The following is a 20,171-nucleotide window of genomic DNA, read 5'->3' on the forward strand; positions in this document are numbered from 1 at the left end:
CGTTGTGTTGCGCAGGCAGTCGTTCAGGCGCCGAAGCCGACGCGACGGGCAGATTCCGTGCCGATCTCGACGTAGGCCAGAGCGGAAGCCGGGACGAATACCTGGCGCCCCTTCATGTCTGTGAAGGACAGCAGTGAATCGGCCTTGACGGATTCTTCGATGCGCGCGGCCAGATCCTTCGGTGCCTCGTCTGATTCCATGACGATTTCGCGCGGTGACTGCTTGACGCCGATCTTGATTTCCATTGTGCTCCTTGTGCGGGTCGTGGTGTAAGTCGTCCTCAGCATAACGTCAGCGAGGTCGTGTTTTCTTCCCTCTCCAGATCAGAGTTCGCAATCACTTCGTCCTGAAGGACTGGAGGCCGCCCCAGCTCATCTGGGTGAGCAGGCTGACGGCGGTGTCGACGTCGATCTCCGGCGTCGTCTCGAGCTGCTTGACGACGACCTCGGCAGTGCCGATGAGAGTCCGGCACAGCATACGGGCCTGGATGTCATCGAGATCGGTGTAGCTCTTCAGCGCAGTCATGACACGTGAGGCGGTGCGTTCTCGCAGGCCGCGGATCCGCTCCTGTGCCTCCGGTTCGTAGACATCGGAGTTGAAGAGGATGATGAACTCCTCACGATGGGAGACAACGAACTCGAAGTAGGAGCGATAGGTGGCACGGACCTTCTCATGAGGATCATCGGTTGATCCGATCGCAGCGTCGAGTGTCGTGTCGAGGTGCGCGGCAGAATCGTCTATGAGTGCTAGATAGAGGTCTTGCTTCGATGCGAAGTGCTGGTAGAGGACAGGCTTTGAGACACCGGCCGCCTCTGCGATCGTGTCCATCGAGGTGGTCCGGTATCCGCGTGTCGCAAAGACCGAACGTGCCACCCCCACCAACTGGTCACGGCGCTGTTCACGGGGCAATCTCTGTTGCGGGCTTGACATTCCTTCATGCTACGCGAAAACCAGGTCCGGGATCGGTCAACGCGCTCGGGCTCGGCCACATCGTTCTCATGTCCGTGACTCATGATGGAATACGAGTATGGATGAAGTGACTGAGGGGATCAGCGCGAAACTGCTCGCGGGGGAGTCGGTGACAGTCGTCGGACGCCCCGGGACGGGCAAGACGTCGAAGCTCGAATCCGTGTATGCACAGCTGATGGTCGAGGTCAGTCCCGCCTCGGTGCTGGTTCTCACGCCCAATCGCGATCATGCTGATGTGCTGCGCAACCGTCTCGCCGTACCCAGAGACGCGGTGCTGGCCTCCGCCCCGGCTCGAAGCATCTCGTCGTTCGCCTACGGAATTGCGCGCGCTGCTCACACGACTCAGACCGGCGATGACCTCGAGTTCATCTCGGGCGCTGATCAGGACGTGTTCCTCGCCGATCTCCTCGCCGGCCACGAACTCGGCCACGGCCGTGGACCGGCCTGGCCTGCTGAGATCACCGCGGAGGTGCGATCGACCTCCGCGTTTCGGACCGAGGTCCGAGATTTCCTCAACAGGGTCATGGAGTTCGATTTCGGTGTGCGGGTTCCTGCCCCGACCGCCGGGGGTGGTCCCGCGCAGACACCCGAGTTCGTGTTCGACTTCGGGCGCAGCGTGCTCGATCGTGCGCTTGAGCGGCATCACGATCCGAGATGGGAAGCGGTGGCCCAGGTTCTCGACGAATACCTCGACATCATGAGCATGCCCGGCTACGGAGGCACAGACTCTGCGACTGTCTTGGCTCGAGCAGCATTCGAGGTTCTGCGCGAACCAGCCGAGGTGACCGCGGGCCGAACCTGGACCTTCGCCCCCGATGTGGTGCCCACCGTGGTCCTTGCCGACGGAGTTCAGGATTTTCCCGCTGCGAGCTGGGGTCTGCTTGAGCAGCTGCGTGAGCGCGGAAGTGCTGTGGCGCTCTTCGGCAGTCCGGAGACCGTGACCGGACGTTTCCACGGAGCCGATGCCTCGATCATCGACCGCAGTGCTGCAGACGACGGATTCACCACCGTGATCCTGCCCGAGGTGAAGGGCACAGGACCCGACATCGTCAACGTCAGCGATGACTTCGGCCGGCGGATCACCACTCGGTGGGGCCTGCACCATATGCCACGCCCCAGCGGCGGGCCTGGCACCTCAGATGACGCCTCGGTCGCCGTTGACTCTTCTGACGAGGCCGCAGCCCCGGCCCTCAGCGCTGACGAAGCAGTTCTCCATGCGGTTGATGACTCTGTCCTCGCGTCTTCGCGTGACCTGCCGGATACGGTGGAGACCCATGTGTTCGAGGGCGCGGCTTCGAGCTACCGGTACCTGGCACGTCGAGTGACGAGCTTCGTCGAAGACGGGCATTCATGGTCGGATGTGGCTGTGCTGTGTCGCAACACGTCGACGGCTCGAGTCGTCGCGAACGAACTGAGTGCCTCCGGTGTGGCCACCGCGAACCTCATGCAGCCTCTCAGCGTCGACCCCGCCACAGCACCGCTGCTCGAGCTGCTCTCGCGCACCCCGGACTTCGCCGACGACGATTCGATCGCTGCACAGGCTCTGGCCCTGGCCGGAAGCGTCTATGTCCGCCTCGACCCGGTGCAGATCAGACGATTCAAGCGTGTGGTGAGGAAGAAGTTTCCCGCAGCGAACAGTTCGACCTCGCTGGCACAGGCGCTGCGTAACGATGTCGACGACGCATCCCCGACAGGACTGGCCACGATCTCCCGGATGCTGCACGCTGCAGCTGAGGTGCGATCGGTCGACCCGCACCAAGCCCTCTGGATGATCTGGGAGGCCTCAGGCGTCGCAGAGAAATGGCAGTCGGAGGCCCTTCGCGACCCAGAATCCGTGGCGAATTCGCACCTCGACTCAGTGCTGCGCCTGTTCACCTTGGCGCAGAAGATCTCCGATCGTGGCGGATTCACAGCACGTTCGTTCGCCGGGATCGTGGCAGAGCAGGACATCGCGCAGGATTCCCTGGCTGCGCGGGCTGGCACAGACGATCATGTGCAGGTGGGCACCCCGTCGTCCCTGGCACATCTGCGAGTCCCGCTCGTCATCATCCCGGAGGTGAACGAGGGAGTCTGGCCCAACCCGAAGCTCCGCGGCGGCATCCTCGGGCTCGATGATCTCAGCTCTGTGCTGAGAACTGGTGAGACCGCGACAGGTGACCCGGGCTACCACGCCCACGCCAAACGGAAGAATCTGCGTGAAGAGGGCGAACTCTTCTACACGGCGCTGACTCGGGCCGAAGAGCATGTCATCGTCACCGCAATCTCCGATGCTGAGAGCAATCCCTCGCCATTCTTCGACGTGATCGCGGCGCGCACAGCGAAGGGCACCGAAGATGCGGACAGCTACGCGATCACTCACGAGGACGAACTCCTGCCCCTGTCTCTGGCAGAGATGGCTGCACACACTCGGGCACGGCTGCTGAGAGCCGCAGCTGACCCGGCACAGGAAGAGTCCGGGGAAGATGTGGATGCCTGGGCACAGCTGCTGGCGGCACTGACTGCCGCGAGCACTGCGGTCGAACCACCCGACCAGTGGCGCGAGACCGAAGACATCACCTCATCCGGGCCTCTCTTCACTTCCGAAGACACGGTGAGAGTCTCACCGTCCCAGGTCGAGTCCTTCACCGACTGCTCGCTGCGGTGGTTCCTCACCCGCAATGGAGGTGACAGGCCAGGTTCCCTGGCGCAGAGCTTGGGGACGATCATCCACGCTGCAGCGGAGAACTTCCCGCAGGGCCCACCCTCAGCGATCCGCGACTACGTGGACAAGGAGTTCACGACGCTCGAGTTCGACGCGGAGTGGGAGCGAGATCGCGAACACACCTTGGCGATGAAGATGGCTGACCGCCTCGGCGAATACATCAAGACCGCGCCCGGTGATCCCATCGGCGTCGAAGCCCTGGTGTACGCCACCGGCGTTGATGACAAAGGCCAGGAATGGAAGGTCACCGGTCGCCTTGATCGGGTCGAGCAGACTCCAGACGGCATCCGGATCGTCGACTTCAAAACCGGCAAGAACGTGGTCAAGGGGCAGGAGATGCCCCGTCACGCCCAACTCGGCGTTTACCAGGAGGCGATCAACTCCGGGACCATCACCATCGGAGAAGACCAGGTCATCGACGCCAAGGCGTACGGTGCCGAACTCGTGTTCCTGCGCAATTCCAAGCAGACGACGAGAGAGCAGTCCGCGCTCGAGATCGACGAGGATCCGGGCTGGGCCCGCGACCTCATCAACGGTGTCTCCGATCGTATGCGGGCTGCGCAGTTCCCAGCCAGGGTCGAGCCTCAGAAATGCCTGAGCTGTCCTGTGCGCACCTCCTGCCCGGCAATCGGGCCCCAGACGTTGGAAGAGTCCTGATGCGCTTCACCGCAGAACAACTTGCCCGCCTGACCGCCGCCGACCCTGCCCAGGCGTTCCCCCCGAGCGAAGAGCAGCGAATCATCATCGAAGCCGACCCTCAGCAGTCGATGAAGGTCACTGCCGGTGCCGGCTCTGGCAAGACGACAGTGATCTCGCAACGGGTGGTGTGGCTCGTAGCCAATGGCTTCGTCGCGCCCGAGGAGATCTTGGGACTCACCTTCACCCGGAAGGCCGTGGGCGAACTGGGTGGCAGGATCAGGGTGCTCTTGGCCCGCCTGCGCCACAGCCTCGGGCTGGGTTCCGACTTGAGCCTTCCTGGTCTCGACAACCCCACGGTCTCGACCTACAACTCCTATGCGGCCTCGATCGTCAGCGAGCACGGAGTCAGCATCGGCATCGAACCCGAGACTGTGCTCCTTGATGACGCCGGTGCTCACACGATCGCCGGCTCGATCATCGACTCAACCTCAACAGAGGAGATCCCCGGCAACTTCGCACGAGAGACGATGATCGCCGACATCATCTCGTTGGCAGCGGCGATGAATGACCACGGTCGCGACGTCGAGGAAGTCACTGACTATCTCGACCAGTGTCTGCAGGCACTGGTCTCAAGCAAGGGCAAACCCGTTGACCCCAACGGTCGCAGGGCAAAGCTCGAGGCAAAGATCAAGACAGCGAAACTGGCCGGCGAATACATGAGCGCCAAACGTCGCAACTTGGCCATGGACTTCTCGGACCAGGTTCGGTTCGCGCAACGCATCCTCGACGAAGTGCCGGCCGCTCGCAGTGCCGAACAGCGGCGATGGTCAATCGTTCTCCTCGATGAGTTCCAAGACACCTCGGTCGCCCAGCTGAAACTGCTGCGCGATCTGTTCCATTCCACCGCAGTGACAGCGGTGGGAGATCCCAGGCAGGCCATCTACGGTTGGCGCGGTGCCAGCGCTGACAACATGATCCGCTTCTCAGCGGATTTCTCAAACGTAGCGCCGTTGACACTGAGCACCAGCTGGCGCAATGACCACACGATCCTGAAGGTCGCCAACCGGACAGCGGACGGACTAGCCGGGAGCCGGGAAAAACCGCTGACTGCTCGCACAGGTGCAGGAGACGGTGACGTGGCCATCGACATCAGCTCGGGAGCGCATGATCCCGACTTCCTCACCGTCGGACTCCGGTCGCTGACAGAATGGGTGGCCACACTGCCCGCAGGATCGTCGACAGCGGTCCTGTGCCGCAAACGTGCCCATTTTGCGCCCGTTGCCGCGGCGCTGGAGGCTGCGGGCCACGCCGTGCATGTGCATGGCTCTTCAGGTCTCTTGAGCGATCCTTTCGTCGCCGATCTGCGGGCAGTCCTCACTGCCGCCGTCGACCCGATGGCCGGCGACAGTCTGATGAGGCTGATCAGCGGACGTCTGCTGGGCCTCGGCGCCACAGACATCGCCGCTTTGCAGACATTCACCCGGAAGCAGAACGATCTGCGACTGACCGAGTTCCTGGGAGAGGACCCTGACAGCACGGGAATCGTGCCGGAGGCCATCGATCAGCCCACGATCGTCGAAGGCCTTGACGAACTCGTCGATCTCTCCGAGGCACTTGCAGGTTCGGCGAATATCGCGGGCGCACGCTCCATGGTGAATAGCTTCCGCACTTCGGGTCTGAGCTCGATGGCACTGGAACGGCTGGTGAAGCTGGCACGAGCATTGCGTCATGTCCGTTCCGGTTCCGGCACCATCGCCTCGATCATCCGCACCGCGATGACGGAGACCGGAGTCGATTCCGACATCTGGGGGCTGAGTGATTCGCTGCGCAATCTTCATCGCTCAGCGATCGATTCCTTCCTGTCAGCAGCAAGCCAGTATTCGGCCACCGATGACCAGCCATCAGTGCCGGGTTTCCTGGAGTGGCTGACGTTGATGGAGGCGAAGGATTCGCTGAGCGTGGCCGAACCGAATTCTGCCTCCGACGCGATCGACATCATGACAGTGCACGCCTCGAAGGGCCTCGAATTCGATGCAGTCGCTGTGCCGTCACTGGTGGTCAAGGACTTCCCGACGGAACCGCGTGACAAAGAGGGGTGGATGGACAGAACCGCTCTGCCGTATCCGCTGCGAGGAGACCGCGCCCATCTGGTTGACTATGATCTTCGCACCGCCGACTTCGATACGAAGAAGGCACTCGACGAATGGGTCAACGAATTCATCAAACCAGCCATCGCGGACGCACACGAGGAAGAAGAACGCCGCCTCGCCTACGTCGCATTCACCCGGGCCAAGCACCATCTGTGGTTGGGTGCAGAGCTGATGGGTGCCAGAGCCAACCCCGACGAGCCGTCCCCGTTCCTGACCGAAGCGATCGAAGTGCTGCAGCGCGACGTCGAGATGCCGGAACCTGCCGAAGAATCTGCGGAAGACCGTATCGAGACAAGCATCTGGCCCGTGCCGCGAACAGAACGTGTGTCCACGGCCCGACGAGCGGCCGAATGGGTCACCTCCGCTGCACCAACCGGTCTTGACGAACTGGCCCAGCGCCCGGGACTCGTGGGCGAATATGCGCGACAGGCGCTGCGGATCAGCAGCCGCCCAGGCACAGCAAGCACCGGAAGCGTCCCGGATCGACTGTCAGCAACTGCTCTAGTCTCGTGGCGCAGAGACCCACAGCAGTTCATCACCCAGACCCTGCGTCCGATCCCGAATCCGCCGAGCCGAGCCGCAGAGATCGGGACCACCTTCCACTCCTGGGTCGAGCAGCATTTCGGGCAGGCGAGCATCGACATCGACGACGAACAGCAGGTGCAGGCCATCGACAAAACCACGATTGAGCGTCTGCAGCAGACGTTCATCGACTCCGAGTTCGCGAGCAGGCATGCCGACCACATCGAAATGTCATTCGAACTGGTCCTCGGCCGATTCAGGGTCCCCGGGAAGATCGATGCGGTCTTCATCACCGGCGATCATGCTGAAGTCGTCGACTGGAAGACCTCGAAACAGCCGGATGAGAAGACGCTTGAGGTGATGAAATGGCAGCTGGCTCTCTACCGTTTCGCCATCCAACGGGTCCATCCCGAAATCACCGAGGTGACGGGAACCTTCTACTTCGTCGGCAGCGACGACATTGTGAAGTTCACTCAGCTTCCGGAGGAAGCCGAGATCATTGCATGGCTGGAGGACAACGACAGCACATGAGGCGGTGAAACAGTCTGAGGCGGCGAACGGATCCGGTCCTCAGCTCAGGATCAGGTCCGGATCAGGGGCGGTGAACTCCGTCGTCTGGTTCAGTGTCATCGGGTTCAGCGTCATCTGTTTGAACGTCGTCCGGTTCAGGCTCCTCGTCGATGACGTTCTCGGTCTCCAGCCCCGCATCGGACTGCGGCTTGCTCTCCGGCTCCGACTCGCTCTCTTCCGGCAGCACATTCGCTTCTGGAGCTGAACCGTGGTCGGAGCTTTCGGCCGCCGGACCGGGGGAAACGGCGTTGGGGGCTGCAGCGTCCTTCGCGAAGAGGACGTCATTGAACGAGGACAGCAGTTCACCTGCGTCCTGTACTGCCTCCTCATCGCCGGAATCCACTGCTTCGAGGAGCCAGTCGAGGACGGCGAACTCGGCCAAGAGTTCGGCACGAGTGATCACATGTTCGTCGGCGCGGGGACGTGAGTTTCTGTACTCACTGAAGAAGGTCGAGACAGCGGCAGGGTCGATGAGCGCAGAGGCTGCGGCCAGATCGATGGCAGGATCGGAGACCCGCAGACGTTCGATTCCCGACAGCGCGAGCACCCGCTCCTGATCGGTGTAGACGCTCGTCTCGTCGATCGCTCCGTGGATGGGTGTGGCGAGGAAGCGCCACAGGGAGACCCTCTCGAACTCCTCTTCCCAATGCTGGAGCAGATCCGCTGGCACCCGGCCCGTGGCTGCGGCCTGATCAAGTCGCTCCAAGATCTGAAACTGGAAACGAGACGGGTCTTCGACGGGGAACCCTGCCTCGGAGATCGATTCCGGAGCCGCCGAATGCAGGGTGGCCAGGGCCTGTGCCAATGAGCTCGCCCGCGCGATGTCAGCAATGGCCTGATCGCCTACGGGAGCACCGGGCAAGGGTTCGATGAGGGTCACCGTGATGGGTGCAGAAGTATCGAAGTAGTCGGCCTCAACCTCGATGATGGCGCGCAGATGGGGCCAGGTGAATCCGGCATGCGGGTACATCGTGTCGTAGATTCGAGCAGCTTCAGCGGCCGAACCCGTGTCTGCGGATCGATCGAGACTCGTCTGTGCCGTCGCAACCAACTGCTGCTGACCATCGTCAAGCAGCACTCTGACTCCCAACCCCAGTGACGGCAGGGGGACCCACTGCGTCGGGGTAAAGTCTTCGAGCATCGTTGCCGCTACAGCTGCCAACTTGAGCGCCTTGGTATTCACCCTCCCCAATCTACCGTCTGGCGCGGCCGGAGACCGGAGATTCGGCTGTTGAGCGTGTCAGCACCCACACTTCCTGCGTCATGGCCCTGAGTTATCGTGGAGGGCATGAAGCCACTGCCACTCGTGAAGCCGATCAGTCTGGCCCGCCATGGGATCGATCGAGACCATCTCTCTCGTGGTCAGGACGGTGACCTGCAGGAGCTGTGGGCCAGCGGAGCAAAACCCGTGTTCGAACATCGTGGGTCACTCCTCGTGGCGGCCGGGGGCCTGTTCATCACTGATCCCGTAATGGTTCCGGAGGAGCAGACAGAGATCTACCTCGGCCGCGACGATGAAGGAAACCGGTACATCGGGGTCTCCCTTGATGATTCCGGTCGCAGCCAACTGGACACCTGGCTGGCGACTTCTCGTGCCCGCGACGCCACTGATCTGCTGACCGCTCCGGGGGAGGGCATCGACAGCGCTGAGCCTGTGTGGATGCCGCTGCGTCAGCTTGCCGAGACCCTCGATGACGTGCAAGTGTCCGTGGCATGCGAGATCGTGGGCCTGGGGAATTGGCACAGAGCCCACCAGTTCTCGCCCCGGACGGGGCAGCCGACACGTCCCACCCTGGGCGGCTGGGTCAGAACAGACCCAGACAACGGCAGCGAACACTTCCCTCGCACCGACCCGGCCGTGATCGTCCTCATCATCAACACGGACGCGGCCGGTGTCGAAAGAGTGCTGCTGGGAAACAATGCGGCGTGGGAAGTCGACCGCTACTCCCTACTGGCCGGATTCGTCGAACCCGGTGAGACCTTGGAACACGCAGTCATCCGTGAGGTGTTCGAGGAGGCCCACGTCGAAGTTGTGGACCCGAAGTACCTCGGATCCCAACCTTGGCCGTTCCCGTGCTCCCTCATGCTCGGCTTCTCAGCTGAAGCTCCGAGCCTCGAATTCGCTGCCGACGAGGCTGAGATCGCCACCTTGACCTGGTTCACACGTGAGGAGCTGCGCGCAGCCATCGAACGCGGCACGGTCAGGGCGCCTGGACTCGTCTCGATCGCAGGGCAGCTCCTCTACAGCTGGTTGGACAACATTTGAACGCTCAGGCTACAGCGCTCCTCGACGCTCTCGACGAGGAGCAGAAAGAGGTCGCCACCCAGTTCTCCACACCAGTGATCGTCCTGGCCGGAGCCGGGACGGGCAAGACCCGTGCCATGACCCATCGCATCGCCTACGGCATCGCCACCGATGTGTTCCCTCCCAACCACGTTCTGGCTCTGACCTTCACCGCCAAGGCAGCAGGAGAGATGCGGTCTCGTCTGCGCGACCTCGGGGTTCCCGCAGTCCAGGCACGAACCTTTCACTCAGCAGCTCTTCGCCAGTTGCGCTTCTTCTGGGATCGATTTGCGACCGGCGACTTCCCCCGAATCATTGACAATAAGGCGGGGATCCTCGGTTCAGTGCTGCAGAGCATGGGGATCGAGACCAGCCGGGAACTGAATCGAGATGTGGCCTCTGAACTCGAGTTCGCTGCCGCATCCCTCCTCGGTGTCGATGACTATGCCACCCAAGCCGCCGCACGCGATCTTCCCGGACAATTTGGTGTCGAAGACATGGTGCGCATCTTCGAGGCATACAGCGAAGCGAAGACACGCGGCCGGTTGATGGACTTCGAAGATGTTCTGCTTGTTCTGGACGGAATGCTCGCAGAATACCCGGCCATCGCAGCAGACATTCGTGATCAGTACCGACACTTCGTCGTCGACGAGTTCCAAGACGTCTCACCCCTCCAATATGATGTCCTCTCGCGTTGGCTGGGGCCACGAGACAACCTCTGCGTAGTCGGTGACCCGGCCCAGACGATCTATTCGTTCGCCGGAGCAGATTCTTCACTGCTGAGGACTCTCGGCGCCTCACTGCCGACGTCGACGACGATCCAGTTGGTCCGCAACTATCGGTCGACGAAGGCGATTGTGTCGACGGCGAACAACCTGCTTCGGCACACATCCCGCTCGGCGCTGACCCTGCGCACAGACAATCCCGAGGGACAGCAGCCGGCAATGACCGAATATCCGACCGATGACGCTGAGGCCGCTGGGGTCGTCAAGGCCATCTCTGCCGAGATCAATGCCGGGCGCCGAGCGCGAAACATCGCGGTCCTGTTCCGCACGAATGGACAGAGTCCCGCTTATGAGCAGGCTCTGGCGGCGGCCGGAATCCCCTACGTTCTGCGAGGCGGGGAGAGGTACTTCGCGCGCAAGGAGGTCAAAGAGGCCGTCCTCATGCTGAAAGCGGCCCGCGCCACCTCGAGCGGCAGGCCCCTACCGGAAGTCGTCGCCGAGGTGCTGGTGTCCCTGGGATACTCGAGCAAACCACCTGCGGCAGGGGCAAGCAGACAGAAATGGGAATCTCTGAAGGCCTTGGTCGATCTCGCGGAGACCCATCAGTCAGGATCTGAACTGCCGGTGCCACTGGAAACGTTTCTCGCAGATCTCAGCGATCGAGCCGAACACCAATTCGCCCCTGACATCGAGGGTGTCACCCTGGCCTCATTTCACGCGGCCAAAGGTCTTGAATGGGACAGTGTGCACCTCGTCGGGCTCAGTGAGGGCCTGTTGCCCATCAGTTACGCCCAGACGCCGCGAACGGTCGCTGAGGAGCGGCGCCTGTTCTATGTGGCGCTGACGCGTGCCGGCCGTGACCTCAGCTTGAGCTGGTCACAGTCACGCCATGACTCCAAGCAGCGACCACGTAAGCCGTCCCGATTCCTCAGCGAACTCGGGCGAGTCGATCAAACCGTGGGTCAGGGCCGTCGGACTGCAGCCTCGGTGGCGATGAATCGCTGCAGATCGTGTGGCAAGGTGCTCGTATCCCAGGTCGACCGAGCCCTGTCCAGGTGTGCGAACTGTCCTGCCGACATCGACCTCGAACTCCTCGACCGACTGCGCCGATGGCGGGCCCGTGTCGGCTTGGAACAGGGGCTGCCTCCCTATCTCGTCCTCACCGACGCATCGATCTCCGCGATCGCAGAGATCAGACCGCAGGACATGACATCGTTGGCGAAGATCCCTGGAGTCGGCGCCACCAAACTCGAACTCTATGGGTCAGGGTTACTGAGCCTGCTCGTCGACTAGGTCGAAGTGGGGGACGGAAACGCGGCACTGGCAGCGAGGATGGAACGTCAGAGCCTCGTCTGTGCCGATACCTGTGGCCAGTGAGACGCTTCTGCGCACCGGCTGTGTGTCTGGGCGCAGCAGAGATCGTCTGAGGATCTGGACGGCGTTGAGCGCGCCCAGCCCACGCGACAAGGGATCGCTGAGACTCTCGCGGTCTGGGAGGGCTCGAACGTGGGGGTACTGATCCAGCCAGGAATCATCGGCGTCTTTCCTCCGCAGGCACTCACACGCGGCGCACGGCGTCGTCCCGGGCCGGATGAGACCGCTGATCTCGAGAGAGTATTCCCCGATCACAACCTGGCAATGCGGGACCTCACGATCCGTGAGCCAAGTGGCAGTGTGAATGTCTGGGACGAGGTACGAAGTTGTGATCACCAGCGGTGAGGACAGCAGATCGAGGTCTTCGACGCGATGCTGTTCAGCGATGGCGAAACCGGAGGCTGAGAGATACTGTTCTGTGACGGCTCTCAACGGCCCCACCACCAGAATCGGCGAATCTCCGAGGACCCTCGATACGCGATCAGGTGAGAGGGCGAAGATCTGCGCAGTCGCCAACAGCGGCGAACTCTTCGTCATCATCACGGCATCGGCATCGTCGGGAACCATGACGCCGGCTTCATCGAGCAATGTGATCAGCGAGCTCGCCCGGCCCAGGTCGGCACCGAGATCCTGAGCTCGAGAGTAGTACTGGGCTGAACCGACACCCATCCGCAGCTCCTCGACGAGAGCGACATCTGCGGGCAGGAGACCGTCGATGAGGACAGGATCATCGACGCCGAACTGCACACACGATGGTGAACGCCATGTGATCGGCACACTGGGAAAAATTCGGAACATGTCTCCACCTCGCCTCGAACGCCTCGAACTTCCACAGTAGTGAAGGTGGACGACATCCGCCATGGCCGAGATGGAACTGTGGAAAACCCTGTGGAAAACAGTTGAGGGCAGGCCGGAAAATGCATTCCGACGTGCCCTCAACCGCTTTGTGCCCCAGGCGCTCGCGGAAACTCGTGCAGCTTCCCCTTCCGCACGCATCTCCGGGTTTTCCGGGGTCAATCATAGAACCTATTCTGCATCTGCCGCCCCGTCAATGTCGGTTCATGCACAGGCGAGTCAACAGTGTGTGGATAACCTGTGGATATCTCGCCATGAGCTGTGGAGAAAAGGTGCCTTGAATAATTGGGGAAATTGCTCCGCGGAGAGTGAAAGCGTAGGTCACTTCCGCACCTGGAGCCCACAGCGGGCAATTCGGCCTGTGGACAGCCCGGCAGGAGGTGCAGAATATCGATACTCAGGAAACTCACAACTAGAGACGAAAAAAATAATGGACGTTGAATTTCCTATGATGGGTCTGTGGCAGCTCAACAGCGATGGACCGAAGAGGACGTGCTGCGGGCAATTGCCCGCGGAGAGATCGAAGTGCGCCGTTCGGCACGCCGGAAGAAGACCATCTCGGTCTCGAAGGAAGTGGATACGTACGTTATCAGCACGCCTGTGAGATACAGCGTGGAGCACAACATTCGGTCGTTGACCGATCTCTTCAATCGGCTTGCCGCCAGAGACCATTCATCGGCGGCCGACCTCATCGATCTGGCGGATGAGATGAGCCAGCGCTATTTCGACGGTCGTCTGCGACCGCAGTCGATCAGGTGGGTGACGAATCAGAACATCAGTCGATGGGCATCGACGACGACGTCGTCAGGCGACATCAGGGTTTCCCACCGTCTGCAGACAGTGCCTCGTTGGGTGTTGGAGACAGTCATCGTCCATGAACTTGCCCATCTGCAGATTGGCCCGCATTCCAGGGCATTCCACGAGCTGGCGGACAGACACCCCAGGCAGGCGGACGCGAAGCTCTATCTTGAGGGCTTCAGTGCGGGGGAGCAGTTCAGCCGGGGTGGCGGACGCTGACCTGCTGGGATGCCACCCCTGCCCGGTACAGCTTCGGCAGTCGAACGACGAGATCGGGCATGAGTGAGGATGGCAGCGCGCTGAGCGGGAACCACTTCACCGCAAGGGACTCGTCGGAGACGACAGGGACCTGGTGCACGGAAGCGACTGCGGCGAATACAACGTCGAAATGACGTTCGCAAGCGCCGAACGAAGCCGAGAGATCATGCACATGGAGATCGATCGGGGCGGGCGAGAACCAGGTCAGCCGGCTCAGCCCACTCTCCTCCATGGCCTCTCTGTGTGCCGCGGAGCGCAGACTGTCGTCCTCGGCTTCGAGGTGCCCACCGAACTGACCCCAGAGTCCAGCCTTGCGGTGGTGGTTGAGAAGCACGGCCTCGGAGTCGGGGTCGAAGACGAGGCAGCTGGCAGTGACATGCTCAGCGCCGGCCCCACGTCGCAGTGCTGCGTCACCGACGGCTGAGAACAGGCGTTCGAAGTTGCCCGCGAAATCAGTCGGCGTTGATGTGGCGCGGACCTCGGAGCGAGCTGTGTCGAGATGAATCATTCAGTTCTCGCTGCGACCGCCGGTCTCATCGCCGTCGTCTGATCCACCGTCGGAATCTGAATCGGCATCCGACGCGTCGGTATCCGAGCCGGCATCGTTCTGCGGCTCCGATTCTTTGCCGGACTCGGTTCCTTCAATGCCTTCGTCCAGAATTCGGCTCAGTGCTTCGTCAAGGGTGGATTCGCTGGTCCATTCGGCGTGCCGACGTTCGGAGTAGCCCAACGGGTCGTCGAGGTCCTGTGTTGTCGGCAGCAGGTCGGGGTGGGAGAACACCTTGTCTCGGGCCTCGGTGCCTCCCTGTGTCTCGAGATATCCGAACAGAGCCGCAGCGTCGCGCAGGCGACGTGGATTGAACTCCAAGCCGACCAAGGTTGAGAAAGTCTTCTCGGCAGGGCCTGCCGTGGCTCGGCGGCGACGCAGGGCTTCACGGATCTGATCGCGTCCGGGAAGATGCCCACAGGCGGAATAGACGACCACGTCGACCCAGCCTGCGATGACTGCGAGGAGGTTCTCCAGATTCGTCAGTGCCTTCTTCTGATCCTCGGTGGTCGGAGGATTGAACAGGCCCTGACGAATATTGTCGCTGAGGTCGGAGATGTTGGACGGATCGACCTGCGAGGCCATGTCCTCAATCTGTGAAGTGTCGACCTTCAAGCCCTGCGCATAGCGGGTCAGCGCCGTTTCGACCTGTGCGCTGAGCCAGGGAGCTCGTTCGAACAGCGCGAGATGCGCGAGCTCCTGGGCGGCCAGGTAGATTCTGACTTCCGAGGCGTCGACGTCGATCTCGGAGGCGAACTTCTCCACGTTGGTCTCAACGAGCACTGCGCTGTCATGAGGCAGCAGGGGCAGTCCCACCTCGGTACCGGTGAGAACGCTCTCCGACAACGCACCCACTGCCTGACCGATCTGCATGGCGAACATCGAATCGCTCATCGAGCCGAACATCGACGAGGCGCCGGCGAGGATGCCCTTCATCTCTGCCGGCACCTGAGTCTCAAGGGTCTCTGTCAGGGCAGTCGACATGTTCTCTTTGATCGGGAGAACGAATTTCTGCCACCCGGGCATGGTCTCGCTGACCCACTCCGCGCGGGTCAGCGTACGTGCTGATCGATTGGCCACGGAGAATTCGGTTGCCTCGGCGAGCCACAGTTCGGCAAGTCGGAAGGCATCTGTGGTCGCTTTGACAGATTCCTGACCCACCGCAGGGTCAGGGCTCGGAACGGCCTTCTGCGCGATCGACGTCGCCTGCGCCTGGGGATCGGCGCCCTGTCCGAAGAGACCCTGCATCTGATTCATGATGGTCGACATCATCGCCGGGTCGATCTGGAAGCCCTGCGGACCGGGATTTCCGTCCTTGTCATCGCCCTGACCGGAGCCGGGACCGTTCGCTCCGAACAGCATTCCGAAGATCTGCTCGAACGGATTCTGCTCGTTGTTGTTGTCATCGCTCATTTTTCTCAAAGCCCCCAAGGATCGGTTTGTCTTATACGTTAACGGTTCCGCATGTGGGAAGCTTCCCAATTCCGGGAGGTTTCGGATGATGTTCGCACCGGGCGAAAGGAGTCTGTGAAACTCACGGTCAGGTTTCAACTAGACTGGTTGGGCGGTGCAGCGAAAGGATCACATGACAGCTAATGCCCCTCGGGCCGTGCCGGTGCCCGCAGCACCGACGCGTGGCGACACTCGACGACGCGCTCCACGTCTGACCACGACTTCAGGGGTCATGACATACATCCTCATCGCTCTTGCGGTTTTGCTGCCGGTGCCATACATGCTGCAGTTGCCTGGGCCGGTGTTCAACACCCTCGGCGACTATCAGGACAAACCCATGATCGACGTCTCCGGTGCCACTACCTACCCGACCAGCGGCCGCATCGATATGCTGACAGTGGCTGTGAGCGGCGGTCCGGGCCGGGATACCTATGCTTCGCAGGCGCTGGGCGCTCTGCTCCACGGCAAGGAGACGGTCATCCCCACCGAGGCCTACTACCCTCTCGATACGACGCGGGAAGATGTGGCCGCTTCCAATGCGGTGGAGATGTCATCCAGTCAGGATGTGGCCGTTGCCGCAGCAATGGGACAGCTCGACAAACCGTATAAGGTCCACCTTCTCGTCGGTGATGTGGTTCCCGATTCGCCCGCCGAGGCGGAACTGCGCAAGGGCGATCGGATCATTTCCGTAAACGGGAAGAAATTGGATCCCGATCCGGCAGCTGCACAGGTGATGAGTGAGACGGTTCAGTCCTCCGACTCCGTCGACCTTGTTGTCGAACGCGGTGGGAAGAAAGTCGACGTCGCGCTGAAACCAGAGACGATCGACGGGCGCAAAGCCATCGGTATCAGCATGAAACAGGACTTTGAGTTCCCCGTCGATGTGGCCTTCAACGTCGAAGGCATCGGCGGCCCCTCCGCGGGCACCATGTTCGCTTTGGCGATCGTCGACGAACTCACACCCGGTGCTATGACCGGAGGAAAGCATGTGGCAGGAACCGGCGAGATCGATCCTGCAGGAAATGTGGGCCCCATCGGTGGGGCTCGACAGAAGGTAGCGGCCTCGACTGCAAAGGGGGCGAAGCTCTTCCTCTCGCCCGCAGACAACTGTGCAGAGGTCATCGAGGCTGCCGATCAGTCCAAGATCACGGTGGCGCGCATCGACACGCTCGATGATGCGCAGAATGCCGTGGAGCAGTACGCAGCCGGAGACACTTCGGATCTCAAGAAGTGTTCTGCTGGCGGCGCCGACAACAACGAGAAAGGGCAGTAGTGAGCTCTCCGTCCTCACCCACCTCCGCACGAATGCCGACGAACCGGCCCAGACGTTCGCCCCTATTGCTCACTCTCGTGTCAGTGGCGATCCTGCTCGTTGCTTTCATCTCATTCACGCAGGTGTACACCGAAGTCCTGTGGTTCAAACAGATTGATGCCTCTCAGGTGTTCCGCACCATGTGGGTCACCCGCGGACTGACATTCGTGGCCGGATTCGTGGTCATGGCGGTCCCAGTGTGGCTGAGCCTGCACCTGGCCTTCCGCAATCGCCCGGTGTACGCGCCGACTACTCCGCGCCAGGAGAACCTCGATCGGTACCGTGAAGCCATCGAACCGCTGCGCAGAGTCGCGACACTCGCCATCCCAGCGGTCGTCGGCGTGCTCAGCGGAATCACCGCCTCTTCGCACTGGAACACCGTTCTTCAGTGGATGAACTCGACCTCCTTCGGTTCGCAGGACGCCCAGTTCGGCATGGACAAGTCGTTCTTCGTCTTCGTTCTGCCCGGTCTGCGGCTGATCGGAGATCAAGTGGGGATGGCCGTTCTGCTGTCGCTCATCGCCGCACTCGTCGGGCATTATCTCTTCGGCGGCATCCGTCCAGGCGAGCAGAAGGGTGTCATCCTGACGAAGACGGCCCAGTGGCAGCTGGGAATCACCGTCGGCGTTCTGGTCCTCGTTCAGGCGGGCCGTCTGTGGCTGGCCAGGTACGAACGACTGACGGCAACCGGCGGCATCGTTCCCGGTGTGACCTACACCGATGACAGGGCGGCGCTGCCGGCCATGGCCATCGTAGCGATAGCAGCGGTGCTGGTGGCGTTCCTGTTCGTCTATACGGCGTGGAAGGGCAACTGGCGGATCTCATTGATTGCGACCGCGACGCTCATCGTCCTCGGCGGCATCTCGATCATCGCCTATCCCGCGATGGTCCAGCAGTTCCAGGTCAGCCCTTCTCAGCAGAGCTTGGAATCCGAGTACATTCAGCACAACATCGATGCGACTCGTGATGGCTTCGACTTCGACGACATCGACGTGACTCCGTATGAGCCGAGCACCAGCGGTGAGAAGGGCGCTCTGCGTGCAGATGCTGAGACAGCTGCGTCGATCCGTCTTCTCGACCCGAACCTGGTCTCGGACACGTTCCGCCAGCTGCAGCAAGTCAGGCCCTACTACTCCTTCCCAGAGCAGCTCGACGTCGATCGCTACGAGATCGACGGCGATATGCGCGACACTGTGATCGCAGTCCGCGAGTTGGCCCCGGACTCGGTGAATAACCAGAGCTGGTACAACCGTGCGATCGTCTACACCCACGGGTTTGGTGTCGTTGCCGCCAACGGCAATCAGCGCAGCCCTGATGGTGAGCCGTTGTTCATGGAGTCCGACATTCCACCTAAGGGGGAGTTCCCCGAATATGAGCCGCGCGTGTATTTCGGTGAGAGCTCACCGGACTACTCGATCGTCGGCGGCGAGAAGGGCGCGACACCACGGGAGCTTGATTACCCCTCCGATGAGGAAAGCGGTTCGGGCCAGGTGAACAACACGTTCACCGGCGACGGCGGTCCGACTTTGGGCAACCTCTTCAACCGTCTGGCCTACGCGCTGAAGTATCAGGACGAGCAGATTCTGCTCTCCGATGCAGTCAACGATGAGTCGCAGATCCTGTACGAGCGCCACCCACGTGAGCGCGTGCAGAAGCTTGCCCCGTTCCTCAAGATCGACGGGGATCCGTACCCCGCTGTCGTCGACGGCAAGATCAAGTGGATCCTCGACGGCTACACCACGGCAAAGGACTACCCGTATTCGACGCCTCAGCCGCTGCAGGAAGCGACCGAGGATTCGGTGACGGCAACTGCGCCCAACGCTGTGTCCACGCTTCCGGATGAAGAGGTCAACTACATCCGCAACTCGGTCAAGATCACGGTCGATGCCTATGACGGCACGGTCGACATGTTCCAGTGGGACAAGGAAGATCCCGTCCTCAAAACGTGGATGAAGATCTTCCCGGACCTCATCAAACCGTCGTCTGAAATGTCGGGTGACCTGATGAGCCACGTGCGGTATCCGGAGGACCTGTTCAAGGTTCAGCGTGACCTGCTGACGAAGTACCATGTGACCTCGGCCAGCGAGTTCTACACCGGTCAGGACTTCTGGACGCTGCCGACGGATCCGACGAAGAAGACCAGCAGTGGTCTGACGCAGCCTCCGTTCTACATGACTCTGCAGATGCCGGGTCAGAAGACTCCGTCGTTCTCGCTGACGAGCTCCTACATTCCTGCGCGCTCCTCAGAAGGAACGGCACGGAACAACTTGACCGGCTTCCTGTCTGCGGATGCTGATGCCGGCAATTCCAAGGGAGAGGTGGCAGACGGCTACGGCAAGCTCAGGCTTCTGCAGCTTCCACGTAACACGACGGTGCCCGGTCCAGGTCAGGCGCAGAACAACTTCAACACTGCCCCGGATGTGCAGCGCAGCCTGAACCTGCTGCGTCAGGGTGAGTCTGAAGTTCAGAACGGCAACCTGCTGACGCTGCCCGTCGGTGGCGGTCTGCTCTACGTCCAGCCTGTCTACGTCCGCTCCGCCGGTGACACGTCCTACCCGCTGCTCCAGCACGTGCTGGTGGCCTTCGGCGAGGACATCGGATTCGCTCCGACCCTGGATGAGGCTCTCGACCAGGTCTTCGGTGGCGACTCCGGTGCACAGGCAGGAGACGCCGGTACCGAGGACAGCGGATCCGGCGAATCGGGTGGATCGAGCAGCGGTGGCGACTCCGGTGCCAAGCCTGCTGACCAGAACCTCAACGAGGCGCTGGAAGAAGCCAAGAAGGCGATGGAGGACTCCGACGCAGCCCTCAAGGAGGGCGATTTCGAGAAGTACGGAAAGGCTCAGGATCGTCTCAAGAATGCGATTGAGGATGCGGTGGCAGCCGATCCGTCCCTGGCCGAGGACGGTACAAAGGACGGAGCCTCGGCTCCGGCCAGTGCCCCTGCCGATGAGGGCGGAGACAGCTGAGGCCCGCCACGGTCGACGCTGAATGAGTCAGGCCCCCTGGGATCCG

Annotated in this window: 13 protein-coding genes; 7 read left to right on the plus strand and 6 right to left on the minus strand. The window is 61.7% G+C overall.

Features of this window, described 5'->3' with window-relative positions:
* Window positions 1-23: 23 nt before the first annotated feature.
* Entirely contained in the window at window positions 24-245 is a 222-nt protein-coding gene (locus FO013_RS04760; protein ID WP_143921394.1) for a DUF3107 domain-containing protein, read from the minus strand.
* Window positions 246-336: 91 nt separating this feature from the next.
* Entirely contained in the window at window positions 337-930 is a 594-nt protein-coding gene (locus tag FO013_RS04765; RefSeq protein WP_252199625.1) for a TetR/AcrR family transcriptional regulator, read from the minus strand.
* Between the two features lie 97 nt (window positions 931-1,027).
* Here FO013_RS04765 and FO013_RS04770 point away from each other — a divergent pair, with 97 nt between their 5' ends.
* Together FO013_RS04770 and FO013_RS04775 are read left to right on the plus strand one after the other, a co-directional pair.
* Window positions 1,028-4,327, plus strand: coding sequence for a PD-(D/E)XK nuclease family protein (locus FO013_RS04770; protein ID WP_143921395.1), 3,300 nt, complete (start codon window positions 1,028-1,030; stop codon window positions 4,325-4,327).
* Window positions 4,327-7,512: an ATP-dependent helicase gene (locus tag FO013_RS04775; protein WP_143921396.1), complete on the plus strand. Its 3,186-nt coding sequence runs from the start codon at window positions 4,327-4,329 to the stop codon at window positions 7,510-7,512. Before FO013_RS04770 ends, FO013_RS04775 begins: the two co-directional genes overlap by 1 nt.
* Before the next feature lie 61 nt (window positions 7,513-7,573).
* Here the strand turns inward: FO013_RS04775 and FO013_RS04780 are convergent, their stop codons facing one another.
* Window positions 7,574-8,734, minus strand: coding sequence for a protein kinase family protein (locus FO013_RS04780; RefSeq protein WP_260847998.1), 1,161 nt, complete (start codon window positions 8,732-8,734; stop codon window positions 7,574-7,576).
* 105 nt (window positions 8,735-8,839) lie between these two features.
* Between FO013_RS04780 and nudC the strand changes: the two genes are divergently transcribed.
* Window positions 8,840-9,817 (plus strand): NAD(+) diphosphatase, encoded by a 978-nt coding sequence (gene nudC, locus FO013_RS04785; RefSeq protein WP_143921397.1) that lies wholly within the window; start codon window positions 8,840-8,842, stop codon window positions 9,815-9,817.
* Window positions 9,814-11,853, plus strand: coding sequence for an ATP-dependent DNA helicase UvrD2 (locus FO013_RS04790; RefSeq protein WP_143921398.1), 2,040 nt, complete (start codon window positions 9,814-9,816; stop codon window positions 11,851-11,853). The genes nudC and FO013_RS04790 overlap by 4 nt, the downstream gene beginning before the upstream one ends.
* Here FO013_RS04790 and FO013_RS04795 read toward each other — a convergent pair.
* Entirely contained in the window at window positions 11,830-12,732 is a 903-nt protein-coding gene (locus FO013_RS04795; protein ID WP_143921399.1) for a hypothetical protein, read from the minus strand. The two genes, FO013_RS04790 and FO013_RS04795, sit on opposite strands and share 24 nt — an antisense overlap.
* A gap of 516 nt (window positions 12,733-13,248) precedes the next feature.
* Between FO013_RS04795 and FO013_RS04800 the strand changes: the two genes are divergently transcribed.
* Complete coding sequence (locus FO013_RS04800) at window positions 13,249-13,806, plus strand: M48 metallopeptidase family protein (protein WP_143921400.1); 558 nt, start codon at window positions 13,249-13,251, stop codon at window positions 13,804-13,806.
* On the opposite strand, the gene FO013_RS04805 is transcribed toward FO013_RS04800, so the two are convergent.
* Together FO013_RS04805 and FO013_RS04810 are read right to left on the minus strand one after the other, a co-directional pair.
* Window positions 13,784-14,353 (minus strand): NUDIX hydrolase, encoded by a 570-nt coding sequence (locus FO013_RS04805; RefSeq protein ID WP_143921401.1) that lies wholly within the window; start codon window positions 14,351-14,353, stop codon window positions 13,784-13,786. The two genes, FO013_RS04800 and FO013_RS04805, sit on opposite strands and share 23 nt — an antisense overlap.
* Window positions 14,354-15,805: a zinc-dependent metalloprotease gene (locus FO013_RS04810; RefSeq protein WP_143921402.1), complete on the minus strand. Its 1,452-nt coding sequence runs from the start codon at window positions 15,803-15,805 to the stop codon at window positions 14,354-14,356.
* A gap of 172 nt (window positions 15,806-15,977) precedes the next feature.
* Here FO013_RS04810 and FO013_RS04815 point away from each other — a divergent pair, with 172 nt between their 5' ends.
* Together FO013_RS04815 and FO013_RS04820 are read left to right on the plus strand one after the other, a co-directional pair.
* Window positions 15,978-17,117 carry a YlbL family protein gene (locus FO013_RS04815; protein ID WP_143921403.1) on the plus strand — a complete coding sequence of 380 codons (1,140 nt, stop codon included), beginning with the start codon at window positions 15,978-15,980 and terminating at the stop codon, window positions 17,115-17,117.
* 32 nt (window positions 17,118-17,149) lie between these two features.
* On the plus strand, window positions 17,150-20,125 hold the full coding sequence (locus FO013_RS04820) for a UPF0182 family membrane protein (RefSeq protein ID WP_260848001.1): 2,976 nt from the start codon (window positions 17,150-17,152) through the stop codon (window positions 20,123-20,125).
* Window positions 20,126-20,171 lie beyond the last annotated feature (46 nt).

It is taken from the genome of Brevibacterium aurantiacum (genome assembly GCF_007558825.1).
Classification (GTDB): domain Bacteria; phylum Actinomycetota; class Actinomycetes; order Actinomycetales; family Brevibacteriaceae; genus Brevibacterium; species Brevibacterium aurantiacum_A.

What these genes read in the sequence shown, in the direction of transcription:
- FO013_RS04760 (WP_143921394.1), bottom strand. Translation starts at nt 245, where the DNA reads ATGGAAATCAAGATCGGCGTCAAGCAGTCACCGCGCGAAATCGTCATG.
- FO013_RS04765 (WP_252199625.1), bottom strand. Translation starts at nt 930, where the DNA reads ATGTCAAGCCCGCAACAGAGATTGCCCCGTGAACAGCGCCGTGACCAG.
- FO013_RS04770 (WP_143921395.1), top strand. Translation starts at nt 1,028, where the DNA reads ATGGATGAAGTGACTGAGGGGATCAGCGCGAAACTGCTCGCGGGGGAG.
- FO013_RS04775 (WP_143921396.1), top strand. Translation starts at nt 4,327, where the DNA reads ATGCGCTTCACCGCAGAACAACTTGCCCGCCTGACCGCCGCCGACCCT.
- nudC (WP_143921397.1), top strand. Translation starts at nt 8,840, where the DNA reads ATGAAGCCACTGCCACTCGTGAAGCCGATCAGTCTGGCCCGCCATGGG.
- FO013_RS04795 (WP_143921399.1), bottom strand. Translation starts at nt 12,732, where the DNA reads ATGTTCCGAATTTTTCCCAGTGTGCCGATCACATGGCGTTCACCATCG.
- FO013_RS04805 (WP_143921401.1), bottom strand. Translation starts at nt 14,353, where the DNA reads ATGATTCATCTCGACACAGCTCGCTCCGAGGTCCGCGCCACATCAACG.
- FO013_RS04810 (WP_143921402.1), bottom strand. Translation starts at nt 15,805, where the DNA reads ATGAGCGATGACAACAACAACGAGCAGAATCCGTTCGAGCAGATCTTC.
- FO013_RS04815 (WP_143921403.1), top strand. Translation starts at nt 15,978, where the DNA reads ATGACAGCTAATGCCCCTCGGGCCGTGCCGGTGCCCGCAGCACCGACG.
- FO013_RS04820 (WP_260848001.1), top strand. Translation starts at nt 17,150, where the DNA reads ATGCCGACGAACCGGCCCAGACGTTCGCCCCTATTGCTCACTCTCGTG.